10 protein-coding genes are annotated in these 15,935 nt (G+C 62.8%); 6 read left to right on the top strand and 4 right to left on the bottom strand.

Translation table 11 applies throughout. From position 1 onward, the window contains the following. Nucleotides 1–53 precede the first annotated feature (53 nt). The 3 genes from hemH (at nt 54) to ACLKMW_RS12640 (ending at nt 2,663) form a co-directional block, all read left to right on the top strand. Complete coding sequence (gene hemH, locus ACLKMW_RS12650; RefSeq protein WP_415724818.1) at nt 54–1,118, top strand: ferrochelatase; 1,065 nt, start codon at nt 54–56, stop codon at nt 1,116–1,118. A gap of 120 nt (nt 1,119–1,238) precedes the next feature. Continuing rightward, on the top strand, nt 1,239–2,192 hold the full coding sequence (locus ACLKMW_RS12645) for an SPFH domain-containing protein (RefSeq protein WP_415724817.1): 954 nt from the start codon (nt 1,239–1,241) through the stop codon (nt 2,190–2,192). A gap of 12 nt (nt 2,193–2,204) precedes the next feature. After that, a complete protein-coding gene (locus ACLKMW_RS12640) occupies nt 2,205–2,663 on the top strand; it encodes an NfeD family protein (RefSeq protein ID WP_415724816.1) in 459 nt (152 codons plus the stop codon). A gap of 4 nt (nt 2,664–2,667) precedes the next feature. On the opposite strand, the gene ACLKMW_RS12635 is transcribed toward ACLKMW_RS12640, so the two are convergent. Then, nucleotides 2,668–3,666, bottom strand: a complete 999-nt coding sequence (locus ACLKMW_RS12635) for a KpsF/GutQ family sugar-phosphate isomerase (protein ID WP_415724815.1) — start codon at nt 3,664–3,666, stop codon at nt 2,668–2,670. 237 nt (nt 3,667–3,903) lie between these two features. On the opposite strand from ACLKMW_RS12635, the gene ACLKMW_RS12630 reads away from it, so the two are divergent. Next, entirely contained in the window at nt 3,904–5,487 is a 1,584-nt protein-coding gene (locus ACLKMW_RS12630) for an outer membrane beta-barrel protein (RefSeq protein WP_415724814.1), read from the top strand. A gap of 3 nt (nt 5,488–5,490) precedes the next feature. On the opposite strand, the gene galU is transcribed toward ACLKMW_RS12630, so the two are convergent. Continuing rightward, entirely contained in the window at nt 5,491–6,396 is a 906-nt protein-coding gene (galU, locus tag ACLKMW_RS12625; protein ID WP_415724813.1) for a UTP--glucose-1-phosphate uridylyltransferase GalU, read from the bottom strand. 198 nt (nt 6,397–6,594) lie between these two features. Here galU and ACLKMW_RS12620 point away from each other — a divergent pair, with 198 nt between their 5' ends. Both ACLKMW_RS12620 and ACLKMW_RS12615 read left to right on the top strand, forming a co-directional pair. Beyond that, nucleotides 6,595–7,821, top strand: coding sequence for a lytic murein transglycosylase (locus ACLKMW_RS12620; RefSeq protein ID WP_415724812.1), 1,227 nt, complete (start codon nt 6,595–6,597; stop codon nt 7,819–7,821). Nucleotides 7,822–7,929: 108 nt separating this feature from the next. Then, on the top strand, nt 7,930–9,183 hold the full coding sequence (locus ACLKMW_RS12615; protein ID WP_415724811.1) for an SGNH/GDSL hydrolase family protein: 1,254 nt from the start codon (nt 7,930–7,932) through the stop codon (nt 9,181–9,183). A gap of 24 nt (nt 9,184–9,207) precedes the next feature. On the opposite strand, the gene ACLKMW_RS12610 is transcribed toward ACLKMW_RS12615, so the two are convergent. Both ACLKMW_RS12610 and gltB read right to left on the bottom strand, forming a co-directional pair. Beyond that, the gene (locus ACLKMW_RS12610) at nt 9,208–10,662 is read right to left on the bottom strand and encodes a glutamate synthase subunit beta (protein WP_415724810.1); all 1,455 of its coding nucleotides are present in this window, start codon (nt 10,660–10,662) and stop codon (nt 9,208–9,210) included. A gap of 85 nt (nt 10,663–10,747) precedes the next feature. Next, nucleotides 10,748–15,475: a glutamate synthase large subunit gene (gene gltB, locus ACLKMW_RS12605; RefSeq protein WP_415724809.1), complete on the bottom strand. Its 4,728-nt coding sequence runs from the start codon at nt 15,473–15,475 to the stop codon at nt 10,748–10,750. Nucleotides 15,476–15,935: the final 460 nt, after the last annotated feature.

The following is a 15,935-nucleotide window of genomic DNA, read 5'->3' as shown; positions in this document are numbered from 1 at the left end:
GGAATTCCCCCGCCCGGCCACTAAGTTCGGTCGTGCGCGGGAGAAACGCCTATATGAATCTGACGACCGAACCAGCCAAATCCGAACGCCAAACTGCAAGCCCGGTCACCAAGCCGGAAAAAATCGGCGTGCTGCTCGTCAATCTCGGCACGCCCGACGGCACCGCTTTTGCACCGATGTGGCGCTATCTGCGCGAATTCTTGTCGGACCGGCGCGTTATCGAGAAGTCGCGGATCACCTGGTACCCGATTCTATATGGCATCATCCTCAACACACGGCCGTCGAAGTCCGGCGCAAACTACGAGAAGATCTGGAACCGGGAGCGCAACGAATCGCCGCTCCTGACGCTGACGCGCTCTCAGGGCGACAAGCTGGCCGAGGCTTTGTCCGACCTGCCGAACGTCGTCGTCGACTGGGCGATGCGCTACGGAAATCCTTCCACCGAAAGCGTGGCGCGCAGATTGGTCGATCAGGGCTGCACGCGACTGCTGATGCTGCCGCTTTATCCGCAATATTCGGCGACCACGACGGCGACCGCCAACGACAAGCTTTTCGAAGCGCTGATGAAGATGCGCTTCATGCCGGCTTTGCGCAGCGCGCCTGCCTATTACGACGAGCCGGTCTATATCGAGGCGCTCGCCCGCTCGATCGAAAATCACCTGGCGACGCTCGATTTCGAGCCGGAGGTCGTCATCGCCTCCTATCATGGCATCCCGAAGTCCTATGCCGAGAAAGGCGACCCCTATCCTTCGCAGTGTTTTGAGACCACGCGGCTCTTGCGCGAGCGGCTGGGCTGGGACGAGAAAAAGCTGATCACCTCATTCCAGTCCCTGTTCGGTCGAGAGGAATGGGTGAAGCCCTACACCGACAAGACAGTGGAACGGCTGGCCCATGAGGGTGTGAAATCGATCGCCATCGTCAATCCGGGTTTTGCCGCGGACTGCATCGAGACGCTGGAGGAAATCGCGCAGGAAGTCGCGGGCATATTCCTCGATGCGGGCGGGAAAAACTTTTCGCATATCCCGTGCCTCAATGACAGCGCCGAAGGCATGGCCGTCATCGAAAACCTGGTCCGGCGCGAATTGTCCGGCTGGGTCCAGTCTCCCGAAACCGCGTAAGACCTTGAATCTACGCCCAATCCGTCCGAAAACGATTCCGATGTCCAGGGTTATGCGCTAAGAGATCATCGCAAAGAGGCGCTCCGCGCGCCTTTGCGCGGTCAAATGAGGGAGCCCTGAATGCCGTTCACCGGTCTGGACATCATCATCCCCGTTCTCGTCATTCTGGTGTTGCTGGTGCTGGTCACCGGCATCAAGACGGTTCCCCAAGGTTACAATTACACCGTCGAACGCTTCGGCCGCTACACAAGGACGCTGAGCCCCGGCCTGAACCTGATCATTCCGTTCATCGACCGCGTCGGCGCCAAGATGAACATGATGGAGCAGGTGCTCGACGTGCCGACGCAGGAGGTCATCACCCGCGACAACGCCATCGTCGCCGTCGACGGCGTCGCCTTCTATCAGGTGCTCAACGCACCGCAGGCCGCTTATCAGGTCTCGGGCCTGCAGAACGCTATTCTGAACCTGACGATGACCAATATCCGCTCCGTCATGGGATCGATGGACCTCGACGAACTGCTCTCCAATCGCGACACGATCAATGAGCGGCTGCTGCGCATCGTCGACGAAGCCGCCCAGCCCTGGGGCATCAAGATGACGCGCGTCGAGATCAAGGACATCAACCCGCCGGCCAATCTGGTCGAATCGATGGCTCGTCAGATGATGGCCGAGCGCAACAAGCGCGCGCAGATATTGGAGGCCGAAGGCCTCAAACAGGCGCAGGTGCTCGAAGCCGAAGGCCGCAGGGAAGCCGCCTTCCGCGACGCCGAAGCGCGCGAGCGCGCAGCCGAGGCGGAGGCGCGCGCCACCCAGGTCGTCTCCGAGGCCATCGCCAAGGGCGACGTGCAGGCGATCAACTATTTCGTGGCCCAGAAATACACCGACGCGCTGGCCAAGATCGGCTCGTCGAGCAACAACAAGGTGGTGCTGATGCCGCTGGAAGCATCTTCGCTGATCGGCTCGCTCGGCGGCATCGGTGCGATTGCCCAGGAAGTTTTTCAGGGCGACGGCGCAAACGGCGCGCGGCGTCCGTCCTCACGTCCGCCAAGCGTGCGCACGCCAGACCAGAACTGAGGCGCAAACCGGATGCTGGAGCGCATTTTCTTCGAACTCGGACCGTGGAACTGGATGGTCCTTGGCTTCGTGCTTCTGGCGCTGGAGATCGTTATTCCCGGCGTTTTCCTGCTGTGGATCGGCATCGCGGCACTGGTTACCGGCGCGATTTCGCTGCTGATATGGGACGTCGGCGCATGGATCTGGCAGGCGCAGGTCCTGGTTTTCCTGCTTCTGTCGTTGATTTCAGCCTATGCCGGAAACAGGGTCATGGGCGGCCGAAACGGCAAGACCGACCAGCCGCTGCTCAATCGCCGCAGCGAGCAACTGATTGGCAGGACCGCGACGCTGACCGAGCCGATCCGCGAGGGACGCGGCCGCATCCGGCTAGGCGACACGCTTTGGCGCGTCTCCGGACCGGATCTGCCGACCGGCACCCGCGTCCGGGTCGTATCGGTCGAGAATTCCGAACTCGTCGTTGAAGCGGAGTAGAGGTTTACGCCACCCCGATACGCAGCAGATCGTGGAAATGCACCACGCCGACGGGGCGCTCGTCCTCGACGACCACCAGCGCGCTGATATTGTGCTCGTTCAATATGGCGATCGCAGCACTGGCCAGCATCTGCGGCTTCACCGTCTTCGGCGAGCGCGTCATCACGTCTTCCACTGCCAGCTCGCCAAGATTGCGGTCGAGATTGCGCGCAAGGTCGCCATCGGTGACGATGCCGGCAAGCTTTCCTGCCGCATCGACCACGCAGACGCAGCCGAAGCGCTTTTTCGATAGAACGGTAACGGCGCGCGGCATGCTGGTGCCGAGCGGCACCACCGGCACCGCCTCGCCCGAATGCATGATCTCGGCAAGCCGGGTGAGGTTGGCCCCGAGCCTGCCGCCAGGATGGAAGGTGCGGAAATGGTCGGCGGTGAAGCCTCGCGCTTCAAGCAGCGCGACCGCCAGCGCATCCCCGATCACCATCTGCAGCAGCGTCGAGGTGGTGGGGGCCAGGCCATGCGGGCAGGCTTCCGACACACGCGGCAGCACCAGAACTATATCGGCCTCGCGCGCAAGCGCGGAATTTTCACCGGAAGTCAGCGCGATCAGCGGGATGGCGAAGCGCCGCGCATAGGCGACAATGCCCTTGAGTTCCACCGTTTCACCGGACCACGACAGGGCGATGATCGCATCGTCTCGCGCAATCATGCCGAGATCGCCGTGATTGGCCTCGGACGGGTGGACGAAAAAAGCCGGCGTGCCGGTGGAAGCAAGCGTGGCGGCGATCTTCGAGCCGATATGGCCGCTTTTGCCGACGCCGGTGACGATGACGCGGCCGGCAATGCCGGCCAACAGTTCCACTGCCTCCGCGAACGGCTCCGAGAGCCCGTTTTCGAGTGCATCGGCCAGTGCTTGAATGCCAGCCTGCTCGGTCGTTACGGTGCGCATCGCCGAGGCGATCGCTGCCTTGCTGTCGGTCCGGCTTCTTGATGTTTGCACATGCATGGCGATGCGATTAGCGCGTTGCAGGGCGGCTGTCCAATATTATCGCCCTGCCTTCATTGCTGGCAGGCGCGTTTTCAACCCTCCGTTAACCATCGCGATTTACGGTTCGGTAAGCATGGCGCCGAGCGCCTTCAATGCAGTCAGGTGACGATGTCTCGGGGGCCAACAGACCAAAAGCGATGCTGGACGCTGAATGCGCTGCGGACCTCGATTTGGTCGGCGGTTGCAGCGAGCGCATTGCTGTGGGCACTCCCGGCTCAAGGACAAAGCCTTGGCCCGCTGCGCGGACCCGTTGAGGAAGCACCGCTGCGCGGCAACACGCTGGCAAACAGGCTAACGCCTGCAGCGCCCTCACAAGGCACGGCAGTGCCATACAGTCCGCAGAGCCCCGGAGCCGTTCCCGATACGGCCGCTGCCGACGCCCAAACGGACCCGTTTGCCGGCGAAACGCTGCGCAGCTCGGCGGCACCTTCCACTGCGCGGGAGCGCCGCGAGGCGCGGACGGGCGGAACGCAGCCCGAGCCCGACGAAGAAACGGCGATCGACAACACCGCGGCCGAGCCGCTCGATGATGTGGCGACCGGCACGCTTCGCGCGCAGACGATCGATGCGCAGCAGGATTTTCCGCTCGACGAGGGTGCTGCCCGCGTTCGAAGCATCGAGGACCTTGAGCGAGCGCGCGACGAAAATCCGTTTTCGGCTGTAGGGATCCGCGCCGGCACCTTCGTGCTGCGTCCTTCGCTCGAACAGGGCGTCACCGCCACCACCAACGCCAGTTCGAGCACCGATGGATCGGATGCAATCCTTTCTGAAACGACATTGCGTCTCAACGCGGTGTCCGATTGGAGCCGGCATTCGGCGGCGCTCGACGCCTACGGAACCTTCCGCAAAACACTCTCGGGCGAAGAAATCAAGGAAACCGAAGCCGGCATCGACGCCAGCCTTGATCTCGATCTCCGCGACGATTTGCGGGCACGCGGCGAGCTCTTCTATCTGCGGCGGCCGGAGTCAGCCTCCTCGCCCGTGTTTATTGCCGGGACAGTGTCGCAGCCGATCCGCCAGACGTTCGGCGGCAGCCTTGGCGTGGAGAAGGATGTCGGCAAGGCGCGCTTCGGCATTGCCGGCAGAGTGGAGCATGACATGTTCGGCGATGCCGAACTCTCCACCGGCGGGGTGCTTTCGCAGAAGGAGCGCGATTCGACCTTGGCGACGCTTGCGCTGCGCGGCGGATACGAGATTTCGCCCGCACTCGCCCCATTCGTGGAGCTCGAGGTCGGCCGCCGTTTCTACGACCAGGAGATCGACAGCAGCGGCTTTGCCCGTTCGTCCGATCGGCTTGGCGCCCGCGCCGGGGTGGAACTCGACCTCGGCGAGAAATTCTCCGGCGAATTTTCTGCCGGCTGGCTTCGCGAGAGCTTCGACGACGATCGCCTCGACCCGATCGACGGCCCGAGCATCGGCGCGAATCTTTCCTGGTCGCCGGAGCGCGGCACCATCGTCAACCTGGCGGCCACGACCATCATCGAGGGCACGACCACGCCAGGCGAAAGCGGCTCGATCCTGCATGCCGGCCGCCTTTCGGTCGAACGTCTGATCCGTGCCAATCTGACCGGCAACGCCGCGCTGGGCGCACAATATCGTGACTATGCCAGCTCGAACGGCCATGACCTGACGCTGAGCGCCGAAATCGGCGCGACCTGGTGGCTGAACCGCTATGCCGGCCTGGTCGGTCGGCTGCGGCATGAACAGCAAAGAAGCAACCTGCCGGGCCGCGACTACGACGCCAGCAGTGCGTTCCTCGGTCTCAGGGTACAGCGCTGAAGCTCAGCGAGGCGCCTGGCGGCGCTCGATCGGCTTCAAATCCTCGAGCATCTTCTCCAGCATGGCGGCGATATGCGCGTGCATGTCCGGCCGCCACAGCGAGAATGCCACATTGGCCTCGATGAAACCTTCCGGCGAGCCGCAGTCGAACGTCCTGCCGGTATAGTGATAGCCGTAGAACGGTTGTTGCTTGCCGAGCTTCAGCATCGCGTCGGTGAGCTGGATCTCATTGCCTGCGCCGCGCTCCTGCCCTTCCAATATGCCGAAGATTTCAGGCTGCAATATGTAGCGGCCGTTGAGGTAAAGATTGGAAGGTGCGGTGCCAGCCTTCGGCTTCTCGACCATGCCGGTGATCTCGAAGCCGCAATGGACGTCCCTGCCGCGCCCGACAATGCCGTATTTGTGGGTCTCGGCCGGATCGCATTCCTGGACGGCGACGATGTTGTTCCCGGTCTCGCCGTAAAGCTCGACCATGCCTTTCAGGCAGCTTTTGTCCAGTTGCATGATCATGTCTGGCAAAAGCAGCGCGAACGGCTCGTCGCCGACCAGATCGCGCGCGCACCACACCGCATGCCCGAGGCCGAGCGGCACCTGCTGGCGGGTGAAGCTGGTTTGGCCGGGCGCCGGCTGCAGGCATTGCAATCGCGCAAGCTGATCGTCCTTTCCGCGCTGCGCCAGCGTATCGTAGAGCTCGAACTGGATATCGAAATGATCCTCGATGACCGCCTTGTTGCGGCCGGTGACGAAGATGAAGTGCTCGATACCCGCCTCGCGCGCTTCGTCGACGACATATTGGATGACGGGCCTGTCGACGACCGTCAGCATTTCCTTCGGGATCGACTTGGTTGCCGGGAGAAACCGCGTGCCGAGCCCCGCGACGGGAAAGACAGCCTTGCGCACTTTTTTCATTTGACGACTACCTACATGCCCATGAGACCACGACGGGCGCGACACTCTCACGCCGAGATTGAAGAATGTTGAATTCGCTCCGCAGCGCCGCTCTGTCAAATTTCATCGATTTTTGGGCCGCGATCCGTCTATGGTAAACTGATTGATAACCGCGTTCGGCGATGAATGAGTCTTCCGCAGATGGACAAGGAGGAAAGCATGCTCGTTCGCAAGTCCGCAACACGTTTTGCAGGCGCCGTCGCGGCCATTGGCCTGTCGATGGCGGTTTTCCTCCAGGCCGCTCCCGCTTTCGCCGATGCCGGCTTCCAGAACTGGGTGGGACAGTTCCGGGCAACGGCGGCGCAGAGCGGCATTTCCCGCTCGACCTTCGACCGTGCTTTTCGCGGCGTGCGCGAGATCGATCCGGAGGTTCTGGAGAAAGCGCGCTACCAGCCCGAATTCACCGCGCCCGTATGGGATTATTTCGACAACCGCGTACATGAGCAGTCGGTAGCCACAGGCCGCGCAATGGCGCGGCAGTGGAAGCCTTGGCTCGACCGCATCGAGGCCAGGTTCGGCGTCGACCGCCACATCCTGCTGGCTATCTGGTCGATGGAATCCAACTATGGCGAAATCCTCAAGAAAGACAAGGTGATGCGCAGCGTCGTGCGCTCGCTGGCGACCCTTGCCTATGCCGACAAGAGGCGCGCCAAATTCGCCCGCACCCAGCTCATCGCGGCACTGAAGATTCTGCAGCGCGGCGACATCGATGAAAGCCATCTGACCGGCTCCTGGGCCGGCGCAATGGGGCACACCCAGTTCATTCCCACCAGCTATCAGGCCTATGCGGTCGACATGGACGGAAACGGCCGGCGTGATATCTGGAACTCGGTTCCCGATGCGCTCGCCACCGCCGCCAATCTGCTGCGCAAGAATGGTTGGCAGACCGGCAAGACCTGGGGCTATGAGGTGACGCTGCCGGCCGGTCGAAAATTCCCGGGCGGCTCGATGGCGCTGTCGAAGTGGGAAGCGATGGGCGTTACCCGCGCGCGCGGCAAGCCGTTCAGCCATCCCTCCGATAAGGCCGAACTCAAAGCCCTGGAAGGCCGCAACGGACCCGCTTTCCTGATGACCAGGAACTTCTTCGTCCTCAAGCGCTACAACAATGCCGACAAATATGCGCTGGCCGTCGGCCTGCTGGCAGACGAGATCGCCGGCTATGGCGGTCTTGTGCAGGACTGGAACCGGCCGTTCACCAAGCTCAGCTTCGAGGAGAAGCAGGAGCTTCAGAAACGGCTTTCGGTCTATGGTTATTATGACGGCAAGCTCGACGGCAAGATTGGCGAAGGTTCACGCGCTGCGATCAAGGCTTTCCAGGCCAAGGCCGGCTTGACGCCGGACGGACATCCGAGCATGGAAGTACTGTCCACACTCAGGAAAAGATAGCAATTCCGGCTAAGTGGGAACCGGTTTCGGTCGGGGTTGCATGAGACCAGCGAATTGAGCGGTTGAGCGATGCCATCGCAATCGGACCACTTGGGAACGGAGCGTCAATTGCCGGCAGTCAAGCGCCTGACATTCCGGGGCTGGATTTCGGCGCTCCTCATCGGCCTGGCCGTTCTCATGTCCGGCTTTTCCATCGCCGCACCGACGCTCGCTTATGCGCAGGAATCCAGCATCCGCACATGGTCGCTGCGCAAGCTGTTTGCGCCGCGCAAGCAGGAGCGCCTGGAACCGCGGGCCGATGTTCAACGGTCCGCCCGTCCCAAGGCGCGGACGAAGAAGTCGGTGAAATCGCGCGGCTCCGCTATCGCTCGTCAGCGCGCCGAGCCCGAGGCCCCGGTTGTCGAAAAGCAGCCGGACGCCAAGGTCGTTCTCGTCGTCGGCGACTTTCTTGGCGGCGGGCTGGCGGAGGGTCTGACGGCCGTCTACGCCGAAAATCCGCGCATACGCATTGTCGACAAGTCAAATGGTTCCTCGGGCCTGGTGCGCGAGGACTTCTACAACTGGCCGCAGGAAATCGGCCCGCTGATCGAAGCCGAAAAGCCGGCGGCGATAGTGGTCATGCTCGGCTCCAACGACCGCCAGCAGTTGCGCGTCGATGGCGCTAGCGAGGCTCCGAGAACCGACAAATGGACCAAGGAATACGACCGGCGCACCAAGGCCTTCGCCACTGCGATCAGGCAGCACAAGGTGCCTCTCCTCTGGGTCGGCATCCCGGCATTCAAGTCCTCGAAGATGACATCGGACATGCTCGCCTTCAACGAAGTTTACCGCACCTCCGCCGAGAGTGTGCAGGGCGAGTTCGTCGATGTGTGGGATGGTTTCGTCGACGAGAATGGCTCGTTCGTGACCGTCGGGCCCGACATCAACGGTCAGCCGGTGCGGCTGCGTTCCGATGACGGCATCAATCTCACGCGCGCCGGCAAGCGCAAGCTCGCCTTCTACGCCGAAAAGCCGCTGAACAAGATGCTCGGCGAAACGACCTCTCCCAATGCTGCGGCAACCGCGCCGGCCGCCCTGCCCGCACTGGCACCCGACGGAGGAGGCGTTCCGGCTCCGATTGATCGCACCGTGCCGATCTCGCTCAACGATCCCGAGCTCGATGGCGGCACGGAACTGCTCGGCGCCCGCCCAAGCGCCGACATCGCGGCGCGCTCGCCGACCGACCGGCTGACGATCGATGGACTTGCCCCCGAGGCGGCGCCCGGACGGGCGGACGATTTCTCATGGCCACGCCGGACCGCATCGCCGGCAACGACGGCAGCTCCAACTACGCCGGAAACCACCGCCACAATCAATCGCTGATGATTGCCTGCTCCGGGTAGCAAACTACCGCGGCAACACGCTTGAGCCCATCAACGCCTCGTCGACGGAGCGCGCGGCCTGCCTTCCCTCGCGGATCGCCCACACCACCAGCGACTGGCCGCGCCGGACATCGCCTGCCGCATAGAGCCGGTCGATGCTGGTCCTGTAGTCGCGATCGTTTGCCGCCACATTGGCCGAGCGCCGGCTGTCGGTGACGGTCTTAAGCACTCCGTCAAGTTCCTTGAGCACGCTGTTCTGGAAGGGGCCGGCAAAGCCTATGGCGATGAAGGCGAGATCGGCGCGGATGACGAATTCGGTTCCGGCAATGGGCTTGCGCAGCTCATCCACTTCGCAACAGCGCACGCCGGTAAGCTGGCCATCTTCGCCGATGAACTCAAGCGTCGCCACCTGGAATTCTCGTTCCGCACCCTCGGCTTGGGAGGAAGAGGTGCGCATCTTGGTCGCCCAATAAGGCCAGACCACCAGCTTGTCTTCCTTTTCCGGCGGCTGTGCACGGATGTCGAGTTGGGTGACGCGCACCGCGCCCTGGCGAAACGCGGTGCCGACGCAGTCCGACGCCGTGTCGCCGCCGCCGACCACCACGACGTGCTTGCCGCCGGCCAGGATGGGCTCGGCTGGCCAGGCCACGGACCGGATATCCTCGCCGCCAACTCGCTTGTTCTGCTGGACGAGATAGGGCATCGCATCATGCACGCCGTCGAGATCGTCGCCCGGGATATTGGCCGGACGCGGCGTCTCCGAGCCGCCGCAGTAAAGAACCGCATCGTGCTGCGCCAGAAGATCGGCAACCGTCACGTCGACGCCGACATTGACGCCACAGTGGAAGATCACGCCCTCGCCCTGCATCTGTTCGACGCGCCGGTCGATATAGTGCTTCTCCATTTTGAAGTCGGGGATGCCGAAGCGCATCAGCCCGCCGGGGCGGCTCTCGCGCTCGTAAACGTGGACCTCATGGCCGACACGGCCGAGCTGCTGGGCCGCCGCCATGCCGGCCGGGCCGGAACCGATGATGGCCACGCGCTTTCCCGTCTTCTTTTCCGCCGGATATGGCCGGATGTGGCCAAGCTCATAGGCCTTGTCGGCCAGCGCCTGCTCGATGGTCTTGATGGCGACCGGAATGTCCTCGAGGTTGAGCGTGCAGGCCTCCTCGCAAGGGGCGGGACACACCCGTCCGGTGAACTCCGGGAAATTGTTGGTCGAGTGGAGATTGCGGATCGCCGTGTCCCAGTCGCCATTGTAGACGAGGTCGTTCCAGTCCGGAATCTGGTTGTGGACCGGACAGCCTGTCGGGCCATGGCAGTAGGGCACACCGCAATCCATGCAGCGCGCCGCCTGTTTTTCCACTTCCTTGTCCGACATCGGCAAGGTGAACTCGTGGAAATGCCGGATGCGGTCGGCAGCCGGCTGATACTTGTGCACCTGCCGGTCGATCTCAAGGAAGCCTGTTACCTTGCCCATTTCAACGCTTTCATTGGTGAGGCCCCGCGCCTGCGGCGGCCTTTTGCTTACGCCTGCGGAAGCCGGCGCGGACATCGCGCGCCCGCTATTCCGCCGCCACGCCCATCCGCATGTTTTCCATCTCGATCAGCGCACGGCGATATTCGACCGGCATGACCTTGCGGAATTTCGGGCGATAGTTCGCCCAATCGTCAAGGATCTGCCTGGCGCGCGTCGAGCCGGTATAATGCAGATGGTTGGAGATGAGCTGATAGAGCCGCTCCTCGTCATGGCTGGTCATATCGCCGGAGACATCGACGCGACCCTTGTGGTCGAGGTCGCCGCCATGATGGTGCAGCCGCTCCAGCATGTCGTCCTCTTCGGGCACAGGCTCGAGCTCGACCATCGCCATGTTGCAGCGCTCGGCGAAATCGCCGGCCTCGTCGAGCACATAGGCGACACCGCCCGACATGCCGGCCGCGAAATTGCGCCCGGTCTGGCCGATGACCACGACGACACCGCCGGTCATGTATTCGCAACCATGATCGCCGACGCCCTCGACGACCGCCACCGCGCCGGAGTTCCTGACGGCGAAACGTTCGCCGGCAACGCCGCGGAAATAGCACTCGCCTTCGATTGCGCCGTAGAGCACCGTGTTGCCGACGATGATCGACTCCTCGGCAACGAGCTTCGAGCTTTCCGGCGGGCGGATGACGATGCGGCCGCCTGAAAGACCCTTGCCGACATAGTCGTTGCCGTCGCCGATCAGTTCGAACGACACGCCGCGCGCCAGGAACGCACCGAAGGACTGGCCGGCGGTTCCGGTGAGCTTCACCGAGATCGTGTCCTCGCGCAGCCCCTTGTGCTTGTAACGCTTGGCGACTTCACCGGAGAGCATGGCGCCGGCCGAGCGATCGACATTGCGGATTTCGGCCTCGATGACAACCGGCTGCCGGGACTCCAGCGCCGGCTTGGCGGCCTCGATCAGTTTGCGGTCGAGAATGTCGTCGATCGGGTGCTTCTGGCGTTCCGTCCAATGCATCGCTTCGCGTGGAGCTTCGGGCTTGTGGAACATGCGGCTGAAATCAAGGCCGCGCGCCTTCCAATGGTCGATGAGCTCGCGCTTTTCCAGAAGATCGGCATCGCCGATGATCTGGTCGAGATGCGAAAAGCCCATCCCGGCAAGCAACACCCTGACTTCCTCGGCAACATAGAAGAAGTAGTTGATGACGTGCTCGGGCGTGCCCTTGAAGCGCTTGCGCAGGACCGGGTCCTGCGTGGCGACGCCAACAGGGCAGGTGTTGAGGTGGCACTTGCGCATCATGATGCAGCCGGCCGCGATCAGCGGCGCCGTCGAGAAGCCGAACTCGTCGGCTCCAAGCAGCGCGCCGATGATGACATCGCGGCCGGTACGCAGACCACCATCGACCTGCAGCGCCACGCGTGAGCGAAGCCCGTTCAGCACCAGCGTCTGGTGCGTCTCGGCAAGGCCCATTTCCCAGGGGCTGCCGGCATGCTTGAGCGAGGTCAACGGCGAAGCGCCGGTGCCGCCGTCATAACCGGAGATGGTGATGTGGTCGGCGCGCGCCTTGGCCACGCCCGCGGCGACCGTGCCGACGCCGACTTCAGAGACGAGCTTGACCGAAACGTCCGCCGACGGATTGACGTTCTTCAGATCGTAGATCAGCTGCGCCAGATCCTCGATCGAATAGATGTCATGGTGCGGCGGCGGCGAAATCAAGCCGACGCCAGGCGTCGAATGGCGGGTTTTGGCGATCGTCGCATCGACCTTGTGGCCGGGCAATTGACCGCCCTCGCCGGGCTTTGCGCCTTGCGCGATCTTGATCTGCATGACGTCGGAATTGACCAGATATTCGGCGGTCACGCCGAAGCGGCCCGACGCGACCTGCTTGATCGCCGAACGCTCAGGATTCTTCTTGCCGTCCGGCAGCGGCAGGTAGCGATCCGGCTCCTCGCCGCCCTCGCCGGTGTTCGACTTGCCGCCGATCGCGTTCATCGCCCGCGCCAGCGTGGTATGCGCCTCACGCGAAATCGACCCGAACGACATGGCGCCGGTCGAGAACCGCTTGACGATCTCGGCCGCCGGCATCACCTCGTCGAGCGGCACGGGCTTGCGTCCCGTCTCGGCGGCCATCCTGATCTTGAACAGGCCGCGAACGGTCTGAGCCCGCGCCGACTCGTCGTCGACCTGCTGCGAGAACTCCTTGAAGGTTTCAGGCGAGCCCTTGCGCACCGCATGCTGCAAGGTCGCGACCGCGTCCGGCGACCACATGTGCGCCTCGCCGCGCATGCGGAACATATATTCGCCGCCGACCTCCAGCGCATTGCGAAGCACCGGATCGTTGCCGAAGGCATCGTTGTGGCGCCGCACCGTCTCGGCCGAAATCTCCTCCAGCCCGACGCCCTCGATGAGGCTCGCCGTGCCGGTGAAATACTTGGCGACAAAGTCGGACTTCAGCCCGATGGCGTCGAAAATCTGCGCGCCGCAATAGGATTGATAGGTCGAAATGCCCATCTTGGACATGACCTTCAAAATGCCCTTGCCGATCGACTTGATGTAGCGCGAGACGATTTCATGGACATCGACTTCCGGTGGAAACTCGCCGCGCCTGTGCATGTCGGTCAGGGTGTCGAAGGCGAGATAGGGGTTGATCGCCTCCGCGCCATAGCCGGCAAGACAACAGAAATGATGTATCTCGCGCGGTTCGCCGGATTCGACAACCAGGCCCACCGAGGTCCGCAAACCCTTGCGGATCAGGTGGTGGTGCACGGCGGCGGTGGCCAGAAGCGTCGGGATGTCGATGCGGTCCGGGCCGATCTGCCGGTCGGAGAGGATGATGATGTTGTAGCCGCCGGCGACGGCCGCTTCCGCCCGCTCGCACAGCCGCTCGATGGCAGCCGGCATGCCGGCGGCACCCTCGTTGACCGAATAGGTGATGTCGATGGTCTTGGTGTCGAAGCGGTCCTCGGTGTGGCCGATCGACCTTATCTTCTCCAGGTCGGCATTGGTCAGGATCGGCTGGCGCACCTCGAGCCGCTTGCGGCGCGACGAGCCCACAAGGTCGAAGATGTTCGGTCGCGGTCCGATGAACGACACCAGGCTCATCACCAGCTCCTCGCGGATCGGATCGATCGGCGGATTGGTGACCTGGGCGAAATTCTGCTTGAAATAGGTGTAGAGCAGCTTGGCCTTGTCGGAGATGGCCGAGATCGGCGTATCGGTGCCCATCGAGCCGACGGCTTCCTGCCCCGTGGTCGCCATCGGCGCCATCAACAGCTTCAGGTCTTCCTGCGTGTAACCGAAGGCCTGCTGGCGATCGAGCAGCGAAACGTCCTTGCGCAGGGCCCGCGGCTCGACCGGATTGAGGTCCTCAAGGATGAGCTGGGTGTTGGCGAGCCACGACTTGTAGGGATGCTTGGCCGCAATCTCCGACTTGATCTCCTCGTCGGAGATGATGCGACCCCTCTCCAGATCGATCAGCAGCATGCGGCCCGGCTGGAGCCGCCATTTGGTGACGATGCTTTCTTCCGATACGGGCAGCACGCCGGCTTCCGAGGCCATGATGACGCGATCGTCGTCGGTCACCACATAGCGCGCCGGACGAAGCCCGTTGCGGTCGAGCGTGGCGCCGATCTGGCGCCCGTCGGTGAAGACGACCGCCGCCGGCCCATCCCACGGCTCCATGAGGGCCGCGTGATATTCGTAGAACGCCTTGCGGTCGTCATCCATCAGCTTGTTGCCGGCCCAGGCTTCCGGGATCAGCATCATCATGGCATGCGGCAGCGAATAGCCGCCCTGCCACAGGAATTCGAGCGCATTGTCGAAGCAGGCCGTATCGGACTGGCCCTCATAGGAGATCGGCCACAGCTTCGAAATGTCGTTACCGAACACTTCCGAATCGACCGAGGCCTGGCGCGCGGCCATCCAGTTGACGTTGCCGCGCAGGGTGTTGATCTCGCCATTGTGGGCGACCATGCGATAGGGATGCGCAAGCCGCCAGGACGGGAAGGTGTTGGTGGAGAAACGCTGGTGGACGAGGATCAGCGCCGATTCGAAGCGCGCGTCGGCAAGGTCCTTGTAATATTCGCCGACCTGATAGGCCAGGAACATGCCCTTGTAGACGATGGTGCGGGAGGAAAGGGAGACGATGTAGAAATCGTTGTCGCGCCCGCCGGCCTCCTCGTAGAGCCGACCTGAAACGACCTTGCGCAATATGTAGAGCCGCCGCTCGTAGTCGTCGTCGTTTTCGATCGCCGGGTTGCGGCTGAAGAAGGCCTGGCGATGAACCGGCTCGGAGGCGGCGATATCCGGAGCCTTGGAGAGAGAGGAATTGTCGACCGGGACATCGCGAAAGCCGATCAGCTTCTGGCCTTCGAGTTCGGCCACTTCGGCGATGATGCCTTCGATATGGGCCCTCTGCTCGGGATCGCTCGGCAGGAAGAGCTGGCCGACGCCATAGTGACCCGCCGGCGGCAGGTCGATGCCCTGCTTGGCCATCTCCTCGCGGAAAAAACGGTCGGGAATCTGGACTAGCAAGCCGGCGCCGTCGCCCATCAGCGGATCAGCGCCCACGGCGCCGCGATGGGTGAGATTGTTCAGCATGAACAGGCCGTCCTTGACGATCTGATGCGACTTCTCGCCCTTCATGTGCGCAATGAAACCGACGCCGCAGGCGTCATGCTCGTTGCGCGGATCGTAAAGCCCTTGCGGTACCGGGCCAGCCGAGGCGCGGCGAGCGGATTTGACGGTCTCGGTTTTCGGCTGCGCAAGCGCAGAAGGCTGCATCGTCACAGAGGGCGTCATGTCCGTCATAATCCCTTCCTTCCGTCTTCAACCGGTTCAGGCGGGTGATCGCTCGTTGGCAGCCTTGCGGCAGACCCGTCCAGTCGTCGGCACGTCTATTTCGAATGTCCGCGCAAGACATGCCGCTCGGGCTCGCATGCCGTATTCCGACGGCGACGCCTTTTAGCCGCCCACGGGCGGAAGCCAGCGCTGACCACGGCTACGGCCGGAGACGTCGATGATACGCCGAATCCGCCACGCTTTGCGCAGATAAATAAGACAGCACTGCTGTCCTAATTTGCTTATTACAGAATTTTTTGGCCCGCACAAGACGGTTTCACAAAAAAACGGCGGCAAACGCGCAATAAACTTTCGTCAACTGAGTTACCTGGACAACTTTCCATCGTCTTGATTTTTCGGTTCAATTCGCCTGCCATTGCGGAATGCCATGCCCTGGGCCTTGATGCCGCCGGCCAAAGCCGATCTAGGT

The organism is Borborobacter xinjiangensis (assembly GCF_047739745.1).
Lineage (GTDB): Bacteria > Pseudomonadota > Alphaproteobacteria > Rhizobiales > Rhizobiaceae > Pseudaminobacter.
Note: the sequence above shows the minus strand (reverse complement) of the source record. Positions and strands in the feature narration are given on the sequence as shown.